Source organism: Alcaligenes nematophilus, from assembly GCF_026344155.1.
Classification (GTDB): Bacteria; Pseudomonadota; Gammaproteobacteria; order Burkholderiales; family Burkholderiaceae_B; genus Alcaligenes; species Alcaligenes phenolicus.
This window is the reverse complement of the sequence record NZ_JAPKMZ010000001.1, coordinates 312,776-332,779: the sequence shown is the minus strand read 5'-3', so window position 1 is coordinate 332,779 and position 20,004 is coordinate 312,776. Positions and strand designations below refer to the sequence as shown.

17 protein-coding genes are annotated in these 20,004 nt (G+C 56.7%); 15 read left to right on the top strand and 2 right to left on the bottom strand.

Going from position 1 to position 20,004, the window contains the following annotated elements:
• Positions 1 to 209 precede the first annotated feature (209 nt).
• From OSH04_RS01545 to OSH04_RS01480, 14 genes are all read left to right on the top strand, one after another.
• Entirely contained in the window at positions 210 to 2,582 is a 2,373-nt protein-coding gene (locus tag OSH04_RS01545) for a TonB-dependent receptor (RefSeq protein ID WP_266107813.1), read from the top strand.
• A 40-nt stretch (positions 2,583 to 2,622) separates the two neighbouring features.
• Complete coding sequence (locus OSH04_RS01540; RefSeq protein ID WP_266107812.1) at positions 2,623 to 3,777, top strand: YncE family protein; 1,155 nt, start codon at positions 2,623 to 2,625, stop codon at positions 3,775 to 3,777.
• Between the two features lie 240 nt (positions 3,778 to 4,017).
• A complete protein-coding gene (locus OSH04_RS01535) occupies positions 4,018 to 4,521 on the top strand; it encodes a sigma-70 family RNA polymerase sigma factor (RefSeq protein WP_035272834.1) in 504 nt (167 codons plus the stop codon).
• Positions 4,522 to 4,602: 81 nt separating this feature from the next.
• On the top strand, positions 4,603 to 5,592 hold the full coding sequence (locus OSH04_RS01530; protein ID WP_266107811.1) for a FecR family protein: 990 nt from the start codon (positions 4,603 to 4,605) through the stop codon (positions 5,590 to 5,592).
• A 257-nt stretch (positions 5,593 to 5,849) separates the two neighbouring features.
• Complete coding sequence (locus OSH04_RS01525; protein WP_226348324.1) at positions 5,850 to 8,213, top strand: TonB-dependent siderophore receptor; 2,364 nt, start codon at positions 5,850 to 5,852, stop codon at positions 8,211 to 8,213.
• A 104-nt stretch (positions 8,214 to 8,317) separates the two neighbouring features.
• Positions 8,318 to 8,575, top strand: a complete 258-nt coding sequence (locus OSH04_RS01520; protein WP_009462197.1) for a hypothetical protein — start codon at positions 8,318 to 8,320, stop codon at positions 8,573 to 8,575.
• Positions 8,572 to 9,834, top strand: coding sequence for a hypothetical protein (locus OSH04_RS01515; protein ID WP_266107810.1), 1,263 nt, complete (start codon positions 8,572 to 8,574; stop codon positions 9,832 to 9,834). The genes OSH04_RS01520 and OSH04_RS01515 overlap by 4 nt, the downstream gene beginning before the upstream one ends.
• Positions 9,831 to 10,433 carry a hypothetical protein gene (locus OSH04_RS01510; protein WP_035272829.1) on the top strand — a complete coding sequence of 201 codons (603 nt, stop codon included), beginning with the start codon at positions 9,831 to 9,833 and terminating at the stop codon, positions 10,431 to 10,433. Before OSH04_RS01515 ends, OSH04_RS01510 begins: the two co-directional genes overlap by 4 nt.
• Positions 10,430 to 11,050 (top strand): hypothetical protein, encoded by a 621-nt coding sequence (locus OSH04_RS01505; protein WP_266107809.1) that lies wholly within the window; start codon positions 10,430 to 10,432, stop codon positions 11,048 to 11,050. The genes OSH04_RS01510 and OSH04_RS01505 overlap by 4 nt, the downstream gene beginning before the upstream one ends.
• The gene (gene cpaB, locus OSH04_RS01500; RefSeq protein ID WP_137430281.1) at positions 11,047 to 11,928 is read left to right on the top strand and encodes a Flp pilus assembly protein CpaB; all 882 of its coding nucleotides are present in this window, start codon (positions 11,047 to 11,049) and stop codon (positions 11,926 to 11,928) included. The genes OSH04_RS01505 and cpaB overlap by 4 nt, the downstream gene beginning before the upstream one ends.
• A 68-nt stretch (positions 11,929 to 11,996) precedes the next feature.
• Positions 11,997 to 13,295 (top strand): type II and III secretion system protein family protein, encoded by a 1,299-nt coding sequence (locus OSH04_RS01495; RefSeq protein ID WP_060185313.1) that lies wholly within the window; start codon positions 11,997 to 11,999, stop codon positions 13,293 to 13,295.
• Entirely contained in the window at positions 13,285 to 14,934 is a 1,650-nt protein-coding gene (locus OSH04_RS01490; RefSeq protein ID WP_080748097.1) for an ATPase, T2SS/T4P/T4SS family, read from the top strand. Before OSH04_RS01495 ends, OSH04_RS01490 begins: the two co-directional genes overlap by 11 nt.
• Positions 14,931 to 15,776: a type II secretion system F family protein gene (locus tag OSH04_RS01485; protein WP_009462183.1), complete on the top strand. Its 846-nt coding sequence runs from the start codon at positions 14,931 to 14,933 to the stop codon at positions 15,774 to 15,776. The genes OSH04_RS01490 and OSH04_RS01485 overlap by 4 nt, the downstream gene beginning before the upstream one ends.
• Positions 15,777 to 15,778: 2 nt before the next feature.
• Positions 15,779 to 16,639 carry a type II secretion system F family protein gene (locus OSH04_RS01480; protein WP_266107807.1) on the top strand — a complete coding sequence of 287 codons (861 nt, stop codon included), beginning with the start codon at positions 15,779 to 15,781 and terminating at the stop codon, positions 16,637 to 16,639.
• 398 nt (positions 16,640 to 17,037) lie between these two features.
• Here OSH04_RS01480 and OSH04_RS01475 read toward each other — a convergent pair whose 3' ends face one another.
• The gene (locus tag OSH04_RS01475) at positions 17,038 to 17,814 is read right to left on the bottom strand and encodes a BPSS1780 family membrane protein (protein WP_266107806.1); all 777 of its coding nucleotides are present in this window, start codon (positions 17,812 to 17,814) and stop codon (positions 17,038 to 17,040) included.
• 14 nt (positions 17,815 to 17,828) lie between these two features.
• Positions 17,829 to 18,800 (bottom strand): homoserine kinase, encoded by a 972-nt coding sequence (locus tag OSH04_RS01470; RefSeq protein WP_021446523.1) that lies wholly within the window; start codon positions 18,798 to 18,800, stop codon positions 17,829 to 17,831.
• Positions 18,801 to 19,003: 203 nt separating this feature from the next.
• Between OSH04_RS01470 and dusA the strand changes: the two genes are divergently transcribed.
• Positions 19,004 to 19,996: a tRNA dihydrouridine(20/20a) synthase DusA gene (dusA, locus tag OSH04_RS01465; protein ID WP_266107805.1), complete on the top strand. Its 993-nt coding sequence runs from the start codon at positions 19,004 to 19,006 to the stop codon at positions 19,994 to 19,996.
• The last annotated feature ends 8 nt before the right edge of the window (positions 19,997 to 20,004 follow it).

Here is a 20,004-nt window from a genome sequence, read left to right as displayed (position 1 = left end):
TACCTCTCATGACGCATGACGTCGCAGGTTTTCACCTCCATTGACGAAAGGTTCCTAGCATGGTTTCTCACGCATGTCTGTCCAGACTGGCCCGCAAAACGGCTGACGCGCAGACTTCACACCCCCATCGCACTGTGTTCCGGCTTAGAGCAGATGTTCTCGCTCTGTTTCTCAGTTCCACGCTTTGCGCGTTGACGGCAACCTCCTTGATGGCCAGCTCTCCTGCCCTGGCTGCTGACGTAATGGATACCAGCGCCAAACGAACTTACGCTCTGCCGGCGGGCAAGCTCAGTGACGCTCTGGCCGAGTTTGCCGCGCTTTCTGGTGTACAGCTGGTGTTTGAGCCGCAGCAATTGGCGGGCTTGCAAAGCCGCCCCCTGCAAGGGCAGTACAGTGTTCAGGACGGCTTCGCTCGTTTGCTTGCCGACACGACTTATGAAGCGGTCGCTACAAGCGGCGGCCGCTATGTGCTGCGTCCCTTGCCTGAAACGACCATGTCGTCCTCTGTCGATATCCAGGCGGGTGGCGTCACGCAGCTCAGTCCTGTGATTGTCACCGGTTTGTATCGTGGGGATTTGACGCCGGTGTATGCAGGCGGCAAGGTGGCCACGGGCAGTCGGGTGGGGTTGTTGGGCTACAAGGATTTCATGGAGACGCCGTTCAGCACCATCAGCTATACGGAAGAAGCGGTACGGCAGGCGCAGGATTTGGCGCGGGTAATCGGCTCTACTGACGCTGCGGTGTACGACCTGGGCATGCGTGGCACTGTGCGCGAAGCTTTTGTGATTCGCGGTTTTGACGTGGGTTCGGGCGATATTGCCTTTGGTGGCTTGTACGGTTTACTGCCTTATAACCGTGTCCCTTTGGAGTTAGTGGAACGGGTTGAGGTACTGAAAGGCCCGTCTGCCATGCTCAATGGCATGCCGCCCGGCGGTTCAGTGGGCGGGAGTGTGAACCTGGTCCCCAAACGTGCGACTGAAACGCCGTTGGCGCGTTTGACCGGCATGTTCGTCTCCGATGGCCAATATGGTAGCCATGTCGATGTAGGGCGCCGCTTTGGTGACAAGCAGCAGTTTGGTATTCGTTTCAACGGCTTGTATCAGGACGGAAGTACGGCTACCGATAAGCAGTCGAAACGGGCAACCCTGGCTGCATTGGGGCTGGATTGGCGTACGGATACCGTACGGCTGGCGGCTGACTTTTACGTTAGTAAAGACAATGTGAAAGGTGTCACGCGTGGCATTACGGTGGGTCGCGGATTGGATACGCCCGATGTACCCAAGCCAGGGCAGGCTTTGGCACCAGACTGGACATATTCCCGTGCCGAGGACACCGCGTTTGTGCTGCGTGGCGAAGCTGATCTGAGCAAGGACGTGACGGTTTACGGTAACTACGGCCAAGGCAGCACGGATTATGACGGCTTGCTCGGGGTGGTGTTTGCGGTCACCGATCCGCAGGGCCGCTATCGAAACAATTTTGGACAGCAGCGCCAAGTGCTGGACCGCAAGGCAGGTGATGTAGGCATCATGGCCCGCCTGAGCACGGGCAGCGTGCGGCATGAACTGGCCCTGAGCGCTTCATACTATGAGCAAGAAGTGCGTTCCAAAACGGTTGTCGGACTATTGCCCACGGACTGGTACACGAACATCTATGCTCCTACTTGGGGGCCAGCTCCCGCAACAGTCATCGGCAAATCGGACGTGCCCAAAACCGCCTTGTCTCGCCTGAGCAGCGTAGGCATCGCTGACACCCTGTCCTTTGCGGACGATAGCATCATGTTGACACTGGGAATCCGGCATCAGAACGTCCTGAGCGAGTCTTTCCACCCTGTCAGTGGTGTCAGTACGGCGCGCTACAAGGAGTCGGCCACCTCTCCATCGGCGGCCTTGCTGGTCAAGCTCAGCGATGAGGTTTCCGTCTACGGAAACTACATCGAAGGCTTGCGCGAGGGGGCGATTGCTCCAGTGGGCACCAATAACGCCGGTGAAATTTTCGCACCGCATAAAACCAGACAACATGAAGTGGGTGTGAAGGTGGATCTGGGTGATTTTGCCGCGACATTGAGTGCCTATCAAATCCGCCTGCCCAACAGCTATATCGACCCCACAAGCAATATCTTCTCCTTCGATGGTGAGCAGCGTAATCGTGGCCTGGAACTGAACTTCTTTGGAGAGCCCGTAGAGGGCTTGCGTCTGATGGGGGGCATTGCCTATCTGGATGCCGAGTTGAGCAAGACAGCCGGTGGTGTCAATCAAGGGCGGTTCGTCATGGCCAGACCCAAGTGGCAAGGCAAGTTGGGCGTGGAGTGGGATGTGCCTGGTGTGACAGGTCTGACGGCGACAGGAAATATGCAGGCGATCCAGGGACAGTATTACAGCAGCGATAACTCGATGCGTGCGGCGGGTAGAACTATCTTTGATGCTGGCTTGCGTTATCAAACTTCCATCAGCGGTCATGCACTGACCTTGCGTGCCGATGTACTGAATATCGCCAACAAAGCCTATTGGTCGGCTGGCGGTAGCGGCAAGCTCTGGCAGGGCGCTCCTCGAACATTCATGTTGTCCGCCAGCATGGATTTCTAATCCAGACGAATTTCACTTATTACCAAGCACGAGGTGGACTATGAATAAATGGCAGCGATATGGATTGCTGGCCTGCGTCAGCGTGACGGCTGCTTGCGCACAATTGGGTGCGGACAAGCGGGCAGCGGTAAGTCCCGCGACCCAGGAGCAAAAAGCGCAGGAAACGATACAGGTGACACGCAAAATGATTGCGCCGCGCTTGTATGAACTCGCTTATTCGGCGCGTCAGCAGGCGGTTTTTGTGGCATCAGCCGGGGGCGCGGATCCTGTCAGTGAACCTTCCAGAATCTTGCGTCTGAATCCAGCTGATTTGTCGGTGACCGTAGAAATTCCGCTGGAGCGGGGTGGGTTCGGAGTTGCACTGGATGATGCCGCCAACCGTCTGTATGTGGGGAATGCGCTGACGGCCTCGGTGACGGTTGTTGATACAACACAAAATCGCGTTCTTGGCGTCGTGCAATTAGCCAAGCCCATTCGTTATGACGGTGATAAAGCGATCTATCCGCATCTGCTGCGCGAGCTGGTCGTGGATCAGAAGCGGCAACGCCTCTATGCTCCGGGTCTGAGTGCCCAAGGCAGTGTGCTGTATGTCGTCGATACGGCCAATTTGAAACTGGATCGGGTTGTCTCTGGCCTGGGAGCAGGCGCAGCGGGCATTGCTCTGGATAAGGAGGGCAATAGGCTCTATGTGTCCAACTTGCAGGGACAGGTATTTGGCATTGATACAAAGACCTTGACCATCAAAACCCAATGGGAGGTCAAGGCGGATCAATTGCTGAACCTGGCTTATGACCACAAACGCCATCGTCTGCTGGCAAGTGATCTGGGCTCGGAGCGTATGGATACCTTGCGCAAGGAGAAAGCCGGGCTGACGGAGTATGAAAAGCGCGGAACCGGACATAGGATGGTGGCGATTGATGCCAGAAACGGTGCCCTGTTGGCCAGCGTACCGACGGGCAAGGCTCCCATTGCACCGATGCTGGATGAAGGCCGGGACCGTGTTTATGTTTCCAACCGGGATAGCGGCACGGTCAGCGTGCTGGATGCAGAGGACTACACGCTTTTGGCGACGGTGCCTTTGGCGCCGCACCCTAATAGTCTGACCCTGGATGCAGCTTCGGGAAATATCTACGTGTCCATCAAGGAAGAGAGCAGAACAGCAAGGGAAGGCGTGGCCCGGTTAGCGCCTCGTTAAGCTTGTTTCAAGAACGCCCGCCATTTGAACTGCACCCCAAATATTGGACAACCATCCAAGCTTTGGGGGCAGATCAGTTGGCGGTTTTTTTTTGTTCGTTTGCCTGATAAAGGAGACAAAGATCTCAGGAGATGATCCTTTTGTTTCAGGCTTTTTCCTGTTCGGATCAAAACACAATAACAATAATGAGAATCGTTGTTATTATTATGTCCCCTTGATCTATTTACCCCATGCCGTTCTATGTCGCGTTTTTCGTCCTCACGTAAAACTTGGCTCGTGCATTACCACGAGCTGGTTAAGACGTGGACGCGACGTTCATCAAACAGCTGTGATGGGGAAGATGTGGCCCACGATGCTATTGCCGGAATGCTGGAGCAAGACGTAGCCCGAATCAGCAATCCCAGAGCCTATTTGCATCGCAGTGCGGCCAACAGTCTGATACAGCGACAAAAGCGGGAGCAGCCTGCTTTAACGATTCCCTTGCAGGATCTGAGCGAACAGGATCATCCCGTGGTGTCGGGCGCCGAGGAGGCAGCCTATTGCGGGCAGTTGTCGGAAGCCTTGCTGGCGGCCCTGGATGAGCTGCCACCCGTCTGTCAGCAGGTTTTTTCCTGCCACAGGCTGGAAGGCTGGACCGTGCCTGAAATCGCCAGTCATCTGGGTTTGTCTGTCAGTTCGGTAGAAAAGTACCTGACCCGCAGCATGCGTCATTTGCAGCTTAAGTTGCAGCAGTTTTCCTCTTAATATAACGATGCACGCCATGAGCACTTTTCTGTCTTCACCCGTATTGGTACAGGGATTAACCGGCGAGCTATCGTAGCGACTATGAGCTTATCCCATTCACTTCCCATTCCTGATGATCCACACGACGCTGCCGCGTTCTGGTTTGCGCGCGAGCGAGGTGGCCTGATGCAGGAGGGGGATCAGACGCTGCTCAAGCAATGGCGTGAACAGGACCCGCGTCATGCGCAGGCTTATCAGGACATGGAAGCCATGTGGTCGATTGCGCAGGCAACACCGGATGCCGCTTTCAAGGCACGCTTGGCACAAAACACTCGCCCTCGGGCACCGCAATGGGGACGTAGAGCGTTTATCGCAGGGTTGGGAAGTGCCTGTGCGGCGATAGCGGGTGTCGCTATTCTGGGGCCGCAGCGTTGGCTGGAAAGTGAGCAATATACTCAGTGCTATGTCAGCCGCAAGGGCGAACGGCTTGAGCAGACCTTGCCGGACGGATCGCTGATCAGTCTGAATACCGATAGCGTGGTGCACGTGTCCTTTTATCAGTCCGAGCGCCGCGTCGTGTTGGAAAAAGGGGAGGCTTTTTTCCAGGTGCGCTCCGAGCCAGATCGGCCTTTTAATGTCGATGCCGGCCAGGCCGTGATACGGGTGACGGGCACTCGTTTTAATGTGCGACGCGAGACGGACACGGTTGATGTGGCGGTTGATTCCGGTTCGGTTCGTGTAGAGAGCGGACCCTGGTGGAACAGCACCAATTACAACCTCGTAGGGGAGCAGGGTGTGCGTCTGGGCAGCGGTCAACAGGCCTCCGTGCAGTCACGAAATATGGTGCAGGCTTTGGCCTGGCGTCAGGGTCGAGCCATTTTCGATGCTGAGCCACTGGAGCACATCGTAGCCGAGCTCAATCGCTACAAGGAGCCAGGCATTGTGCTGCATAGCCCATCCTTGCGCGGGCTGCGAGTGACCGGTGTTTTCGATGTGAATGATCCCCAGGCTTTTCTGGGCGTCCTGCCCTTATTGGCACCCGTGGTGATTGTCCAAGGACCCGATGGCCGGTTGGGTATTGCGGCTCGTTAGACCACATATTCCTTGAAGGATACAATTGCTTTCAATTTAGGAACGAGAATCGTTACGGAGTTTGCTCCTGATTGACTCTTATGAGGGAAGGGACAGTTTTGCGTCCCTGATTGCCTTTGGCCAAAGGGCTTGTCGCTTTGTGCGTCGCTTTCCTTATAACGAGTACTACGGTGTATCCACAGAACACAAATAAACGATGGCCTCTTTTTGCCTTACGCCCGGTGCAGGGTGTAGGGCTCAGCGTATTGGCACTGGCCTTGTCGTTCAGTCCCTTGGGGCAGGCGATTGCGCAGGACGCGCCTGCGCTGTCAATCTCTATTCCGGCTCAATCCCTGAACCGGGCTTTACTTGAGTTGGGGCAGCAGGCAGACATTCAAATCTATTATTTGCCCGATACCGTCAGTGGCTTTCAGGCAGCGCCAGTCAGGGGGCGCATGACGCCGCAGCAGGCTATGCAAAGCTTGTTGAGGGGGACGGGCGTGCAAGCCAGCTGGAAAGGGCGAACGGTTTCTTTAACCCTAGCAAGCCGTGATGACACTACGCAATTGGCTCCGATCACGGTTATGGCCAATACGAGCCTGGCGACGGAAGGGAGTGGATCCTATGTCACCCCCAGAGTCAGTATCAGCAAGGGTGAGCAGTCCTTGCGGGAGATTCCCCAGGCCGTCTCGGTCATCACCCGTCAGCAGCTGGATGATCAGGGTGTGACCGATATTCGGGATGCCTTGAACAAGGCGCCGGGTGTCACTATGGTGGCCAATGATCCCGGTGGTCAGTTCTATTCGCGTGGCTTCTTTATCCAGAGCTATCAGTTTGACGGTGTGCCTTTGGAGCGCCAGTTGTATGCGCGTGGCTCTGCCTTTAATTCAGATACTTCGATTTATGATCGCGTTGAAATCATGCGTGGTCCGCAAGGTCTATTTGAAGGCGCGGGGGATCCTTCAGGGTCGGTGAATATGGTGCGTAAACGTCCCACCAACGAGCGACAGTTTGTATTTACTGGCACAACTGGATCGTGGGACCGCTACGGTGCTCAGGCGGATTTGTCCGGCGCACTGAACGACTCGGCCACTGTCCGCGGACGGGTGGTGTTGAATTATGACAAGCAAGACTCCTTCCGCGATTATGTGGGTTCGGTGGATCGCACGTTTTACGGGGCTCTCGACTTTGATCTGGGGCCGGCCACCACAGTAGGTTTGGGTTATAGCCGCGAGAAACCCTATGGTGTCATCGATTGGTCGGCTTTGCCCAATTATGGTGATGGCTCTATGCCAGACTACCCGCGGCATACGAACTTGAGCGCACCCTGGAACCATACGTCCAAGACTCAGGACACCTGGTTTGCAGATTTTGCGCATCGCTTTAACGAGGACTGGAAATTCAAGGCCAGCTTAGTGCGTGTGCGTGAGTCCAACGATGTGAAGTATCTGCTCCGGACAGGGCGTTTGGGCCCTCCTAATACCTTTCGGGGAGACGCCTACGCCTTTGATATGGTGTCGCGCCAATGGGGTGGCGATGCCTATTTGAACGGACGTACTCGTTTGTTTGACCGGCAGCTGGATGTCACCCTGGGCGCTAATTTTTCTCGTTTGCGCAGCCATGACTTGTGGGGCTGGATGCGAAATGTAGAGAACCTGAATGCGTCGTACCAGCAGCGTGTCACCGCTCCCGAATTGGCCAGTGAAGATATTATTGCTGCCAATCGTATGGATGACGGCTATCGTTCGGACAAGAAAGGCGTGTATGCCACGGCACGCTATCAGCTCGCCGAGCCCTTTTCCGTGTTAGTAGGTGGCCGTCTCTCCTGGTATGAGCAGACCTACCTGTCTGACGGTGTTTGGGGGAAATCCGAAACCAATGCCAAGGAAAACAGCAAGTTCACCCCCTTTATGGGGTTGGTGGTGGATCTGGATAATCAATGGTCCGTCTATGCCAGTTACGCCGATATTTTTCGGCCACAAAGCCAGCGCGACCGCTCCGGTGCTTTTCTGAGTCCTGTCACAGGTCGTAATTACGAGTTGGGCTTGAAAGGCGAGTTGATGGATGGACGCGTCAATACCTTGTTGGCGGTTTTCCGCACTGATCAAAAGGGCGTGGCTTTCGAGGATGGTACGGTGCCTGAGAGCGTGGCCAACTTGAATTGCGGCGGTACGTGCTACCGGCCCTCTGCGCAGGTTCGTAGTCAGGGTTTTGAGGCGGAAATCAACGGTGAAATCTTGCGTGGCTTGCAGGTGGCTGCCTCGTATACCTACACCCAGACGCGTAACCGGGGCAATGATGTCCCGTCTGTGGGTTACGATATTTCCGCCAATACGGGTGTGCCACGTCATATGGCACGAGTCTGGGCCAATTACCGTTTGCCAGGGCAATGGCATAAATGGAGCATGGGCGCGGGATTGAATCTGCAAAGTGCTTCTTCCAGCTTCGGCTACTACGGACGCAAGCAAGGTGGCTATGCCGTTGCGGATGCCCGCGTCGCCTATCAGTTTAGCGATCAGCTCAGTGCTGCCGTCAATATCAATAACTTGTTTGACCGCCATTATTTCCAGTCGATCAGTTATGACCATAATTACTATGGCACCCCACGCACTGTTTATCTGACCGTGCAATATCGAATGTAAGGCAACAGAGCCGGCAGCCGGACAAGCCCATCCAGCTCGGCTTTTGCGAATATTCTGGCCCGCTGCCAAGGGGCAGACTGTGAACTGACTTTTGGGAGATTCCAATGAGACAGTTCATCAGGCGGCAGCGCGGCCAGGGCATGGTCGAGTATTTAATTATTGTGGCTTTGGTCGCGGTGGCGGCCATTGCGGTGTACCAGTCCTTTGGTCAGGTGATTCGCAATCAGACCGCGGCCATGGCCAAGGAACTGGCGGGGGAGGATGGCTCCGAGCAGACTCAGCAAGCGCAATCTGCCGCTTCTGCTGCTGCGGCTCAAGGCAGTGCCAAGAGCCTGAAATCCTTTACAGGCAATGCGCAATGAGGCCGCCCAACCAACCACAAGAGGGGGCGGCATTAGCCTGGGGCCTGATCGCGCTGGCACTTCTGTCTGTCGCGTGGGGCGGCTACTTTCATGTGAACCAGATTGCCGAGCAGCAAGGGCGTTTGTCCCTGGTGCTGGATGCGGCTGCCTATGGTGCGGCCACCGAGCAGGCACGTACCTTGAACCTGCTGGCTTATATCAATCGGGCGCAGTTGGGGCATCAACTGGCTTTGGGTCATTTATTGACCTTGGCAACATGGGACAGGGCAGCGCAAACGCAGTCCGGGCAAGCGCGTAGGGCGAATCCGCCTGCGCACTTGGTCGCCATGATGTTTGGTCCCGCACATGGGCTGGCGTATACCCAGGCGCGCTCTGCTGGAGACAACCAGCAGGCCTTAGAACAGGCTTTCCAGGCCCATCAGCGTTTGATTCATGACGTGCTGGCGCAGGCCCAAGAGCAATTGGTAGAGGGGTTACCGCAACGGCGACAAACCATTATTCAGGCGACCTTGGATGGCAGTTTGCCGGATTGGCCGGCTCAAGCCATTCGCTGGCAGTTTGAGCAGGACGACTGGCCGCAGTTTCTGTTGCTACAGTCCGGACAAGCCCAATGGCAGTCGGGCTTGGCGCATCTGGTGTCTTTATACGGGTTTCTGGCCCCACGGGATTACGAGGCTCGCTCTTATCCCGGTGTCGATCGGCGTTGCCCTTTGTGGCAGCATCGTTTGCGTCGTGCTGGTCGTACCGAGTTTGACCGTTCGGGCCGCTGGCATTCCAACGATACGCAGTCCATGCATATGGTTCGCTCCAACCGTTGGATAGGCTGTTATTTCCGTGAGTATGCCATGGCGTGGGCCTTGCAAACGCCAACTCATGCGTCCGGAATTGATGCGCCAGACGACTTTTCAGGGCAGAGCTTCTGGAAGTGGGCGCTGAAGCAGGGCAATAGCTCTTTGCTATCGGCTCAAGGCAATACAGTGGCGCAATCCTGGGCGCGGCGAGATGCCAGACCCTGGAGTCAAAGGTCATGGGTAGACGGGTATGCCTTGGCTGATTCTGAAAAGAGCGCAGGCCCCGATCTGGTGCTGACATTACAGGCCCAAGGCCATTTGGGACAAACCGTTCATACACGGGCGGCGGCGCAATCATTTTTCTCCCTGCCACCGGATAGGGCAGATTCTGGTGTGGATGCCAAGCCCAGCCTGTTTTTGCCCTTTTGGCAGGCACGGCTGATGGATGCAGGAGGCCGCCAATTATGAACACGCGACAAAAAGGGATCGCACTTGTCGAGGCCTGTTTGCTGGGTGTGGTGTTGGGCCTGATGGTGATGGCGGGACGTTGGCTGATGCAGCAGCAGTATCGCTTGCAGCAAATGCAGCAGAGTACACACTTGAGCCTGTTCACGCACGATGCCCATGGCAAGCCAGTTCCAGCAGCGAGCAGCCCCGTTCAAGAAGCAGTACCGACCCGTTTTTCGGAGTCGCCGATAGCGACAACCCAGCCCTTGCAATGGGAGCTTTTGAGCTTGCGCAGTGGATTCTGGACGGCACAGTCGCGTGTTTCCATTCCGTGGCCGCGTTGGCTGGCAACTCTGTCCATCAAAACACAGTTGCAGCGCCAATCCCGGCTGTGGGCGGCTGCGGGGCAGGCTAACAGTACACAACAAACTCGTCAGCGTTTGGAAAACAGTACGACTGCTTGGGGTGAGGCCATGGCTTCAAGCCGGCCCGCTGCCAGAGAAACGATACGGCAGGCAGGGCCTATGGACGCGGCCTGGGGGCGGACACGAGCCGATTTGGATTGGCTGAGCCGGTGGCAGGATTACGTGCCGGATCATGGATCCAAGGAGCGGCCATGAGACAGCTGCTTGCCTTGCTCTTGCTGTTTTTCTTGATGTTCAGCCCTGTGCCGGCCAAAACGCAGCCTTTGCTCCTACCTTTGCAGGATTCCCAAGTTCAGTGGGATCAAGGGCAAATGGCACAGACCGATGTTGGACCTGTGTATAGCTGGGGACTGAGCACAGACCTGGATGCGCAGACCTTGGCTTCTCGTTTGGAGCCATTCTGTGGAGCTCATTACGGCGCAATCAGATTGGAAGGGCAATGGGTATTTCTGCGTGCCAAAGATGGCAGGAATTGCGTTTTGTGGTTGGAGGATATACAGGTCTCGACCTTGTCGGGTTTGTTAAGTGTTTCCGAACACAGTCAGCCTGTTTCCCCCTCATCGGTCTGGTCAGCGCCACCCGTTGCTGGTGCCGTCCTGTGGCAACACGAACATCCAGGGCAAGTGCAAAGTTGGCTGTTGAAGGCCGAGCCTGGGTGGCAAGCCGATTTGCGTCGCAAGGACTGGGGAGGCGAGGCGGGCGAGCGTTATTGGCGCAAAGGCCCGGCCGAGCTGGATGTCATGGAGTTGGAGCATGAGCAGCAGCGCTACTTGCTCTTGATCTGCCGTGCCTGTGGAAAGGAGGCCTCATGATTCGGGCGAAATTCTTGTGGCTATGCCGTCATCCCAGCGCAGGGTTTGGCCTGCTGGCCTTGGTGGCTGGTTTGATGGCAGCCGGGACCAGCAGCCGTTACTTGGACCGGCAGGAAGAGGCTCTGCGGCAAGCGGCGCATCGTGTGCAATTGGATAGGGTGGTAGCCGCCTCCAGTCTGACAGCGGGGACGGTGTTGCAGGCGGAGCATTTGGCCGCCCGCGCCTTTCCTGCCGAACTGGTGCCTAGTGACAGTTGGGATGTGGCGCAGTTTGAGAGTCTGCTGGGGCAAGTGCTCAGCCAGCCTTTGCGGGCAGGGGATTTGATCAGCAAGGCGCATGTGCAGGAGGTCAGCAGTCCATTTTCACAGCAATTGCTCTCTGGCAGGCGTGCCCTGACTGTGCCGGTGGATGCGATCAGTTCGGTGTCGGGGTTGATCCGGCCAGGAGATCTGATCGATATCTATGTCAGTTTTGATGATCGGCAGCGGCGGGTAACGGCCCCCTTGCTGCAGTCTGTTCTGGTTCTGGCGACCGGACAAAGATCGGGTGAAGGCTCGACCACGGCCAGATTGGATCAGGACGTCTACAACACCTTGACCCTGGATGTAGGCCCGGACGATGCCTTGAAGTTGCTGGCAGCCAGGCAACATGGTCGCATCAGTGCTTTGCTGCGCAATCCGGATGACCATACACCCCATCAGGCTGCCGTGCGGGGTGAGCTGGCTGACATTCTGGGTCTGGGGCCGGGTGCAAGGCCCAAACAGCCTGTACAAGTTTTGTACGGCAACAGACCGGCAGGGCAACTTGGCCAGACAGAAGTGGAGCGTCTGGGTTGGCTGGATATGCCGGACGGCCTTTCTGTGGGGCAGCAGCCATGAGCAAAAATCGCTATTGGTGTAGGCGGGCCGCTGTGAGTTTGCTGTCTGTTGCCCTGTGTAGTGCAAGTTTGCAAAGCCAGGCCCAGGGCTTGGGGCTACAAGTCGGTGAGTTGATGGTTCTGCCTGACACGCAGGTGGAGCGGGTGGCGGTCGGCGACGGTGATATTGTTCACGCTGTCACCACGGAATCGGGCGAGTTGATTCTGTTTGCACGCAAGACGGGCAGCACGGTGGTACAAGTCTGGTCCCATTCCGGGCAAAGCCAGTCCTACCAAATTGAGGTGTCGCCAGAAAATCATAGGCAAACCTTGGCGGAGCTACGAAGTTTGCTGGAACGCATTCCCGAGTTACGCATCAGCGAACTGGGTGGCAAGCTGGTGTTGGAAGGAGAAGGTTTAAGTGATCAGGACAAGCAACGCATTCAGGCATTAAGTCAGGAGCATCCTCAATTGCTGGATTTCACGCAGCAGGACGGTTGGGAACCGATGGTCTTGCTGGATGTGCAGGTAGTGGAGGTGCCGCGCAACAGTCTGCGAGAGCTGGGAGTGCGTTGGGATGGGAGCTCTCAGGGTGGTTTGAGTATGGGCGGTGCCTGGGATGCGTCTACTCATCAGTTTTTGGACAGGCCAGGTGAAGCTGTTTTGCCTTTGGCGTTTCCTGCCAAGCAGGGGGCAGCGTTCTTTGGTGTTGGCGCCTTGATGTCTGCTCGCGTTCAGGCCATGGCACAGGAAGGACATGCGGTTGTACTGGCGCAACCGCAGCTATTGGCACGCAGTGGTTCTCAAGCCGAGTTTCTGGCCGGGGGCGAGCTGCCTTACACCACCACGGACGACAAGGGAAACAGCAAGACCAGCTTCAAGCCTTACGGTGTGTCGCTGCGCATTGTGCCGCGAGTCGAGCGTGGCGGGCTGGTGCGTTCGCAGATCGAGGTGGAGGTTAGCTCCGTTGATGCCAGCCTGTCCCAACCCGCCGGGCCGTCTTTGAAAACCCGACGAGCTTCGACCGAGTTCAATGTCCGTTCAGGACAAACGCTGGTGCTGGCAGGGTTTATCTCGCGTGAAGAATCTCGGCATGTGGATCGTCTACCGGGATTGGCCAGTTTGCCAGTGCTGGGCGCCTTGTTTCGTTCCGAACGCTTTGCCCGACAGGAAACGGAGTTGGCGGTATTTGTGACCCCGACTTTGGTGGCTGCGGAACATCCTGATTTGCTGGCTCGGCAGGCCAATGCTACCCAGTGGTTGGATCAAAGCTTTCCTGATGCTCCACGCTTGAATACACCTGTGCGTGCCATCCCCAAGGGAGCAGGGCGAGGTACCTGGTCGCAATGGGTAGAACCTGATAGTGAGGTATTTCGTGTTGAACCTTGAGCTTGAGTCGGAGCTGGGGACGACGCGCCCCTGCACGGTCAGTTTGCCGGCCTTGATAGGGCGTGACCCGGCCTGTGATGTGGTTCTGCCGTCCTGGCGTATCGCGCGCCAGCATGCCAGTTTTCTGAAGCGGGCGGGGGCGGTGTACATCCAGGATCACGGCTCTTTGACGGGCGTACAGCTTAACGGCAAACGGGTTTATGACGATGGGCCTTTGCGCTTGGGTGATGTGCTGGTGCTGGGAGGGTTCAAGTTGCGGATTGCCGGTTTTGGGCAGAAGGTTCAGCCCAGAGTTGATATGGCCGTTTCGGACTTGGGAAACCCACCGGAAACCTCAATACCGCAGTCCTTTACGATGGAAGAACCGCGTCAGACACCACAAGGTGAGCAAGGTTTTTTCCCTCCTGGGCAAGCTGATCTTCCGGTATCCGATAGTGATCTGTTCAGACAGGAACAGCAACGCCTGCATCAAGCCTTGTTGAGTGCGTTGGAATTGGAGCGTCGAGACCTCTCCCGCGTCACAGACAAACAGTTGGAGCAGGAAGCCTTTGATTGCTTGGGTCGTTTGATCCAGGCCCAATGTGCTGTCCCTAAGCATGAGCAAGCCAGACTGCAAGCTAGTGTTTGTGCCGAAGCGGTGGGTTTGGGGCCTCTGGAGCCTTTACTGGCTGATGCCTCGGTCTCGGAAATTATGGTCAATCATTATGATCGGGTATTTGTTGAGCAGGCGGGGCGGCTTCAGGCCCATCCCCTGGTGTTCAGCAGCGAGTCGGCCTTGCGGGCGATTATTGACCGCATCCTGGCTCCCTTGGGTAGACGGCTGGATATCAGCTCGCCCGCAGTGGATGGGCGCTTGGCCGATGGCTCGCGTTTTCATGCCGTACTGTCGCCCATTGCGGTCAAGGGAACCTGCGTGACCATACGCAAGTTTCCCAAACGACGCCTGGGGCTGGAGGATCTGTTGCAGACGGGCAGTTTGTCGCCGGAGATGGCCGCATTCCTGCAACAGGCGGTGCAGCGACGCTGCAATATTCTGGTTTCGGGTGGAACCGGGACAGGCAAAACGACTTTGCTGAACGTGCTCAGCACCTGTATTGATTCAGGTGAACGAATCGTGACCCTGGAAGACGCGGCTGAGCTGCAGTTGCAGCACAGTAATTGGGTGGCTTTGGAGTCCCGACCCGCGAATGCAGAAGGTCAGGGGCAAGTGGATATACGGAGCCTGTTACGACAAGCCTTGCGAATGAGGCCAGACCGGATTGTGGTGGGGGAGTGCCGGGGCGCAGAAGCTTTCGATATGTTGTCGGCCATGAACACCGGCCACGAAGGCTCGATGGGGACCTTGCATGCGAATACGCCTCGCGATGCTTTGTCCCGCCTGGAAGGGATGGTGTTGATGGCAGGCCTGGATTTGCCTTTGCTGGTTGTGCGAGAGCATATCGCGCGGGCCTTGCACATTATTGTGCAACTGAGCCGCTTACCTGATGGCAAGCGTTTGGTGCACGAGATTGTGGAGGTGACCGGCATCGAGGCGCAGCGTATTCAACTGCAAACCTTATACAGCTATCGCCCGGAGTTCGGTTTTGCCGCCAGTGGCTTGCGTTCCGAGCATGTTTCGTCTGCAGAGAGGCAATCATGAGATTTCTCAGTATTTTGCTGATTGTCTTGGGTACCACGGCGTTGGCCTATGTATTGCTACGTTCAGGACAGCGTCTTGCCAAGCGTTATAGGCAGCAACTGCTCAGGCAGTCCGAGCAGAGTTTGCAATCGCATTTTGTATTTGTGCGCAGTCAGTATTTGGCTTTTGGGGCCTGGGCTTTATTGCCCCTGATCTTTTTGACGGCTTGGTGGCTGATGCAGTCGTTCTGGCTGGCAGCGATGGTAGCTCTGCTGGCTGCAGTCACGCCTTTACTGGTTCTGCGCTGGATGGGACAGCGGCGCTTGGCAAGCTTACGACGACAGTTGCCTGACTTTGTTCTGTCTTTGGCCTTGAGCCTGCAAGCAGGTTTGGCCTTGCAAGCGGCTTTGCAGCAGCTGTCTCAATCTTTGCCTGCGCCCTTGGGGCAAGAGCTGCGTTTGCTATTGCGTCAGCAGCGCTTGGGGGTGAGTGCCAAGGACTCGTATCAAGACCTTCTGGATCGAGTGCCGGTGTCAGAACTGGCCATGTTGTTCAGTGCCTTGCAGATGGGCCAGAGCACGGGGGCGGGGCTAGGGGAACGCTTGAAGATACTGGCGCAAACCATTCGGGCGCGACTGACCATCGAGGACAAGATTGTTGCCTTGACCGCGCAGGCGCGTTTGCAGGCGCGCATCATGTTCTGCTTGCCGGGTTTTGTGGCGGGAGCTTTGTACCTTCTGGATGCCACGGCATTTGAGCAGGCCTGGTTCAACACATTGGGTGTTTGGGTGGCGGGGGCGCTAGTGGCCATGCTGCTGATGGGGCTGTGGTGGATGCAAGTGATCCTGCGAGGGGAGGGGTGATCATGATCACACTGATCTGGATGCTCTCTGCCTTGAGTGCAGCCTTGTTCCTGATGGCATTCCTGTGGGCTTGGCGCGGTCGTTATCTGCTTTTGCTGCAAGGAGGCAGCAGTTTGGGGCAGGCGGCCTGGCAGGCTTGGGAAGCACCGTTCTCCAGAGTTTTGCATCTATGCCTGTCCCTGCCTTTCATCCATGAGTGGCCGGAGCGATTGTGGGGTTCTTATACCAACGAAGTACGGGGCTTTCTAAGTAAACGCGTGGCTTTGACCGGATTGCTTACAAGTCTTGTCAGCGCCTTTTTGTTGACGCAGGGAGCTTCCTTGATGGAGCTTCTAGGCTTGGCGGTGACAGGTCTCCTCTTGAGCATATTGCAGGCTATCTCACGGGGAAGAAAACTGCAGCGCCAACATCATTCCCGCTGTCGCCAGGATTTACCGTTCTTTTTGGATCTGCTGGTGCTGGCTGTCGAATCCGGGCTGGGCTTGCAGCAAGCCTGGGCGCGTGCAACGCAGGCCCTACCGCAAGGCAGTCTGCTGATCAGCTTGAACAAGGTACAGGGCGAGGTTCGGGCGGGACGACGTTTGCCGCAAGCCATGCGCAATGTCGCTTTGAGTTTCAGGCAGGCAGAGCTGGAAGAATTGGCTTTGTCTTTGGAACTGGCACAGGACACGGGTTTGTCTTTGGCTTTGTTGCTACGCGCTCAAGCAGAAAAATTGCGTAGTCATTTGCACTTGGAAGCCGAGCAAAGAGCCCTCAAGCTACCTGTTTATTTGCTGGCCCCTTTGGTCGTGTGCATTTTCCCCTGCACGTTTTTGGTGATTGCGATGAGCCTGCTAGGTCCCTGGCTAGCAGGGGGAGCTTGAGAGATGCCTGGATTTGTATTGATTAAACAGCCGTTGCAACAGGCGCAACAACAGCCTTTGTATTTATTCGATGCCCATACCTTTTGGGCCCGCTGGCGCGGCTGGAAGGCACTGCCACAGAACAAGGCTTTCGCAACTGCTGTGTGGCTGCGGCCTTGCCGAGCCGTTCATCTATGGAGAATGCGGCAGGCTCTGGATATCTGCTTTCTGGATGAGGATGATCAGCCCTTGAGGTTTTGTCCGGCTGTACCTGCGGGAGCGATACGTTGGCACAGAAAAGCCAGATCGGTACTGGAGGCGCCGGTCACTTCTCTGTCGGGGCCGGAGCAGTTTTCGCCCTGGGCCGCCGCCCTGCAGGAAATACGTCAAACAGGGGGCGGGGTATGGCTGGACTGGGCTTAGCCTTGTGCGGCGTCGCGCATCGGATCACCAAACACGCTGCGGTAAGCCGGGTAGAAGCTGGCGTACAGGATGGCAGCCATCGCCAGATTGATAGGTGTCAGCACCATGGTGGCCGTGCCTGGACTTAAACCCGCTCCCAGCAGCAATTCGCCCAGAGTCTGGATGGCGAAGAAGGCAGCCGCCCAGCATAGGCCGTACAGCAGGAAGGCGGCCTTGTTGCGCCAGCAAGCCACCATGGAAAAGAACAGGGCTTGCTTGACCGGGATGGCATGCCAGCCTACCAGGGCGGGAGCGTGCCAGAACAGGGCGGACAGGCCCAGATACAGCACAAAGAACAAAATGATGGGCTTGCGAAAGGCCACCATGACTTCCTGTGGAGTGGCATTGCTGTTGTCCATCAACTGGGACAGCTCATTCACAAAAGGGAAAGTCGCCACAAAGCCGACGACCAGGCAGGCCAACAAGTAAATGATGCCCAGTTTGATCAGGCGGTTGCGTACCGGGGCGGGCTTCAAGGGCTCGGTCCACATGCCCAGGCGAATGACCTCGCCCTCATGAATGCGGCGACAGGCATTCTGAATGATAAAGGTCATGGTCGGGACCAGTACGATCAGTACCATCTGGCCGACGATAGGGAAAATATTGCTCAGATTGATCAGGATGGAGGTGATCAAGCTCCAGAAGAACAGAGCAGCTGGTTGCAGCTTGAACAAGCGCAATCCTTCCTGAATCCAGTACCACCCGTAAAGAAAGGGGAGCTTGGCAGCTTGCATATCAGTATCCGTGTTTATCGAGGGAGCGCCGGTACAGCATGGTCGCGACGCTGGCGCAGCACACGCTCAAAGTGCCGCGGGTCATGCGGCTTGAGGGTTTGAGCGGGGCGGGGCAGATAAAAGTCGTACAGGCGCGAGATCCAGAAGCGCAGCGCGGCGGCCTGAATCAGTATAGGCCAGGCGCTGTGCTCTGCTTCGGTAAAGGGGCGCACCTGGGCGTAGGACTCCAGCCAGGCCTGGGCTTTTTCCAGGTTCAGGGCACCGCTCAGGCGGTCGATACACCAGTCGTTTACGGCAACGGCCACATCAAACAGCCAGGTGTCGCAACCGGCAAAGTAAAAGTCGATGATGCCGCCCATCTGGGGTGCTTCCGAGGTGCCGGCAAATAGCACGTTGTCGCGGAACAGGTCGCAGTGAGCCGGGCCTTGTGGCAAGGCGCGATAGGTGTCGCTGTCGGCAAAACGGCTTTGTTCTTGCAAGACGGTCTGGATCAGCTCGGACTGGCTCTCGTCCAGAAAGGGCAGAACCTGGGGAACGGTGGCTTGCCACCAGCTCAGGCCGCGCAGATTGGGTTGTTCCAGAGGGAAGTCCTGCGCAGCCAGGTGGGCCTGAGCTTGTGTACGGGCGATCTGGCGGCAATGTTCAACCGTGGGCTCGGGCTCGTAACCACCACGCAGGCGCGTCACAATCGAGCAAGGCTTGCCGTGCATGACACAGATGCGTTTGCCATCGCGGCGAGTCATGGGCTCGGGCACTGGGACACCTTTGGCGGCCAGGTGGTGCATCAGCTCGATATAGAAAGGCAGTTGTTCCAGCGTCAGGACTTCAAACAAGGTCAGAACGTACTCGCCCTGGGTGGTGCTCAGAAAGTAATTGGTGTTTTCAATGCCGGCGGTAATGCCACGTAAGGAAACAAATTCGCCAATTGTGTATTGTTCCAGCAGTTCGCGGGCGTCAAGTTCGCTGACAGAAGTAAAAACAGCCATGCTTTCAGTGAGGGTCCGGTTGTTGGCGCACTATCAGGCGCGCAAGTATGTCAAACGGCCGATTTTAGACCAGTGCGCCCGCTTTTTGGAGCCTTGCGGCGATTTACCGCGCTTTATCTTCATCCTGTGGTCGGCTGAAACCATTAAAATGGGTGTTTTCCCTTTTTCACCAAGCCTGCGATCAGGCTATTTGCTCCCTGTTTATGACTAATTTTGTGATGCCGGACAGCCAGATGTGGCGTTTGAGTGTGGCGCCCATGATTGACGTGACTGACCGCCACAGCCGCTTTTTTCATCGTCTGCTGGCGCCGCGCGCTTTGCTGTTTACGGAAATGATCACCACGGGTGCACTGACGCACGGCGATCAGGCACGTCATCTGGATTTTGATCAGGCAGAGCATCCGGTGGCCTTGCAACTGGGTGGCAGCGACCGGGACGCCTTGGTGACCAGCGCTCTGGCAGGTGAAAAGTGGGGCTACGACGAAATTAATCTGAACTGTGGCTGCCCCTCGGAGCGGGTTCAAAAAGGCGCTTTCGGTGCCTGTTTGATGAACGAGCCGCACTTGGTGGCAGACTGCGTCAAAGCCATGCAGGACGCGGTCTCTGTGCCCGTGACGGTCAAGCACAGGCTGGGGCTGGATTACAACGAGTCCTACGACTTTGTGCGGGACTTTGTGGGGATTTTGTTCGAGTCCGGGTGTCGAGTCTTTACGGTTCATGCCCGCAATGCGGTCTTGAAAGGCTTGTCGCCCAAGGACAATCGGGAGATTCCGCCTTTGCGCTATGACATGGCCATGCAGTTGAAAAAGGACTTTTCTGAAGCACTGTTCATCTTGAATGGCGGCATTCAGGAGCCGGATCAGGCGCTAGCCCTGGAAGAACAGTTCGATGGCGTGATGTTGGGCCGGGCAGCCTGGCATACGCCAGCGGTATTAAGCGAGATTCATCGTCGCCTCTGGCCCGAGCATCCCTTGATGGACGAGGATGCCGTGGTGGAGCAGATGATTGCTTATGCCCGGCACCATGTTCAGGCGGGTGTGCCGTTACGCATTGTGATCAAGAGCATGTTGGGCTGGCCGCACGGCAAGAAGGGCGCACGTCAGTGGCGTCGTACCTTGTCAGATCACCATTGGTTGGCCAAAAACGATCCAGGCCTGCTTGCGCAGGCCTGGGAAGAATTGCAACGCCGTCAGTAAAGGCGGCC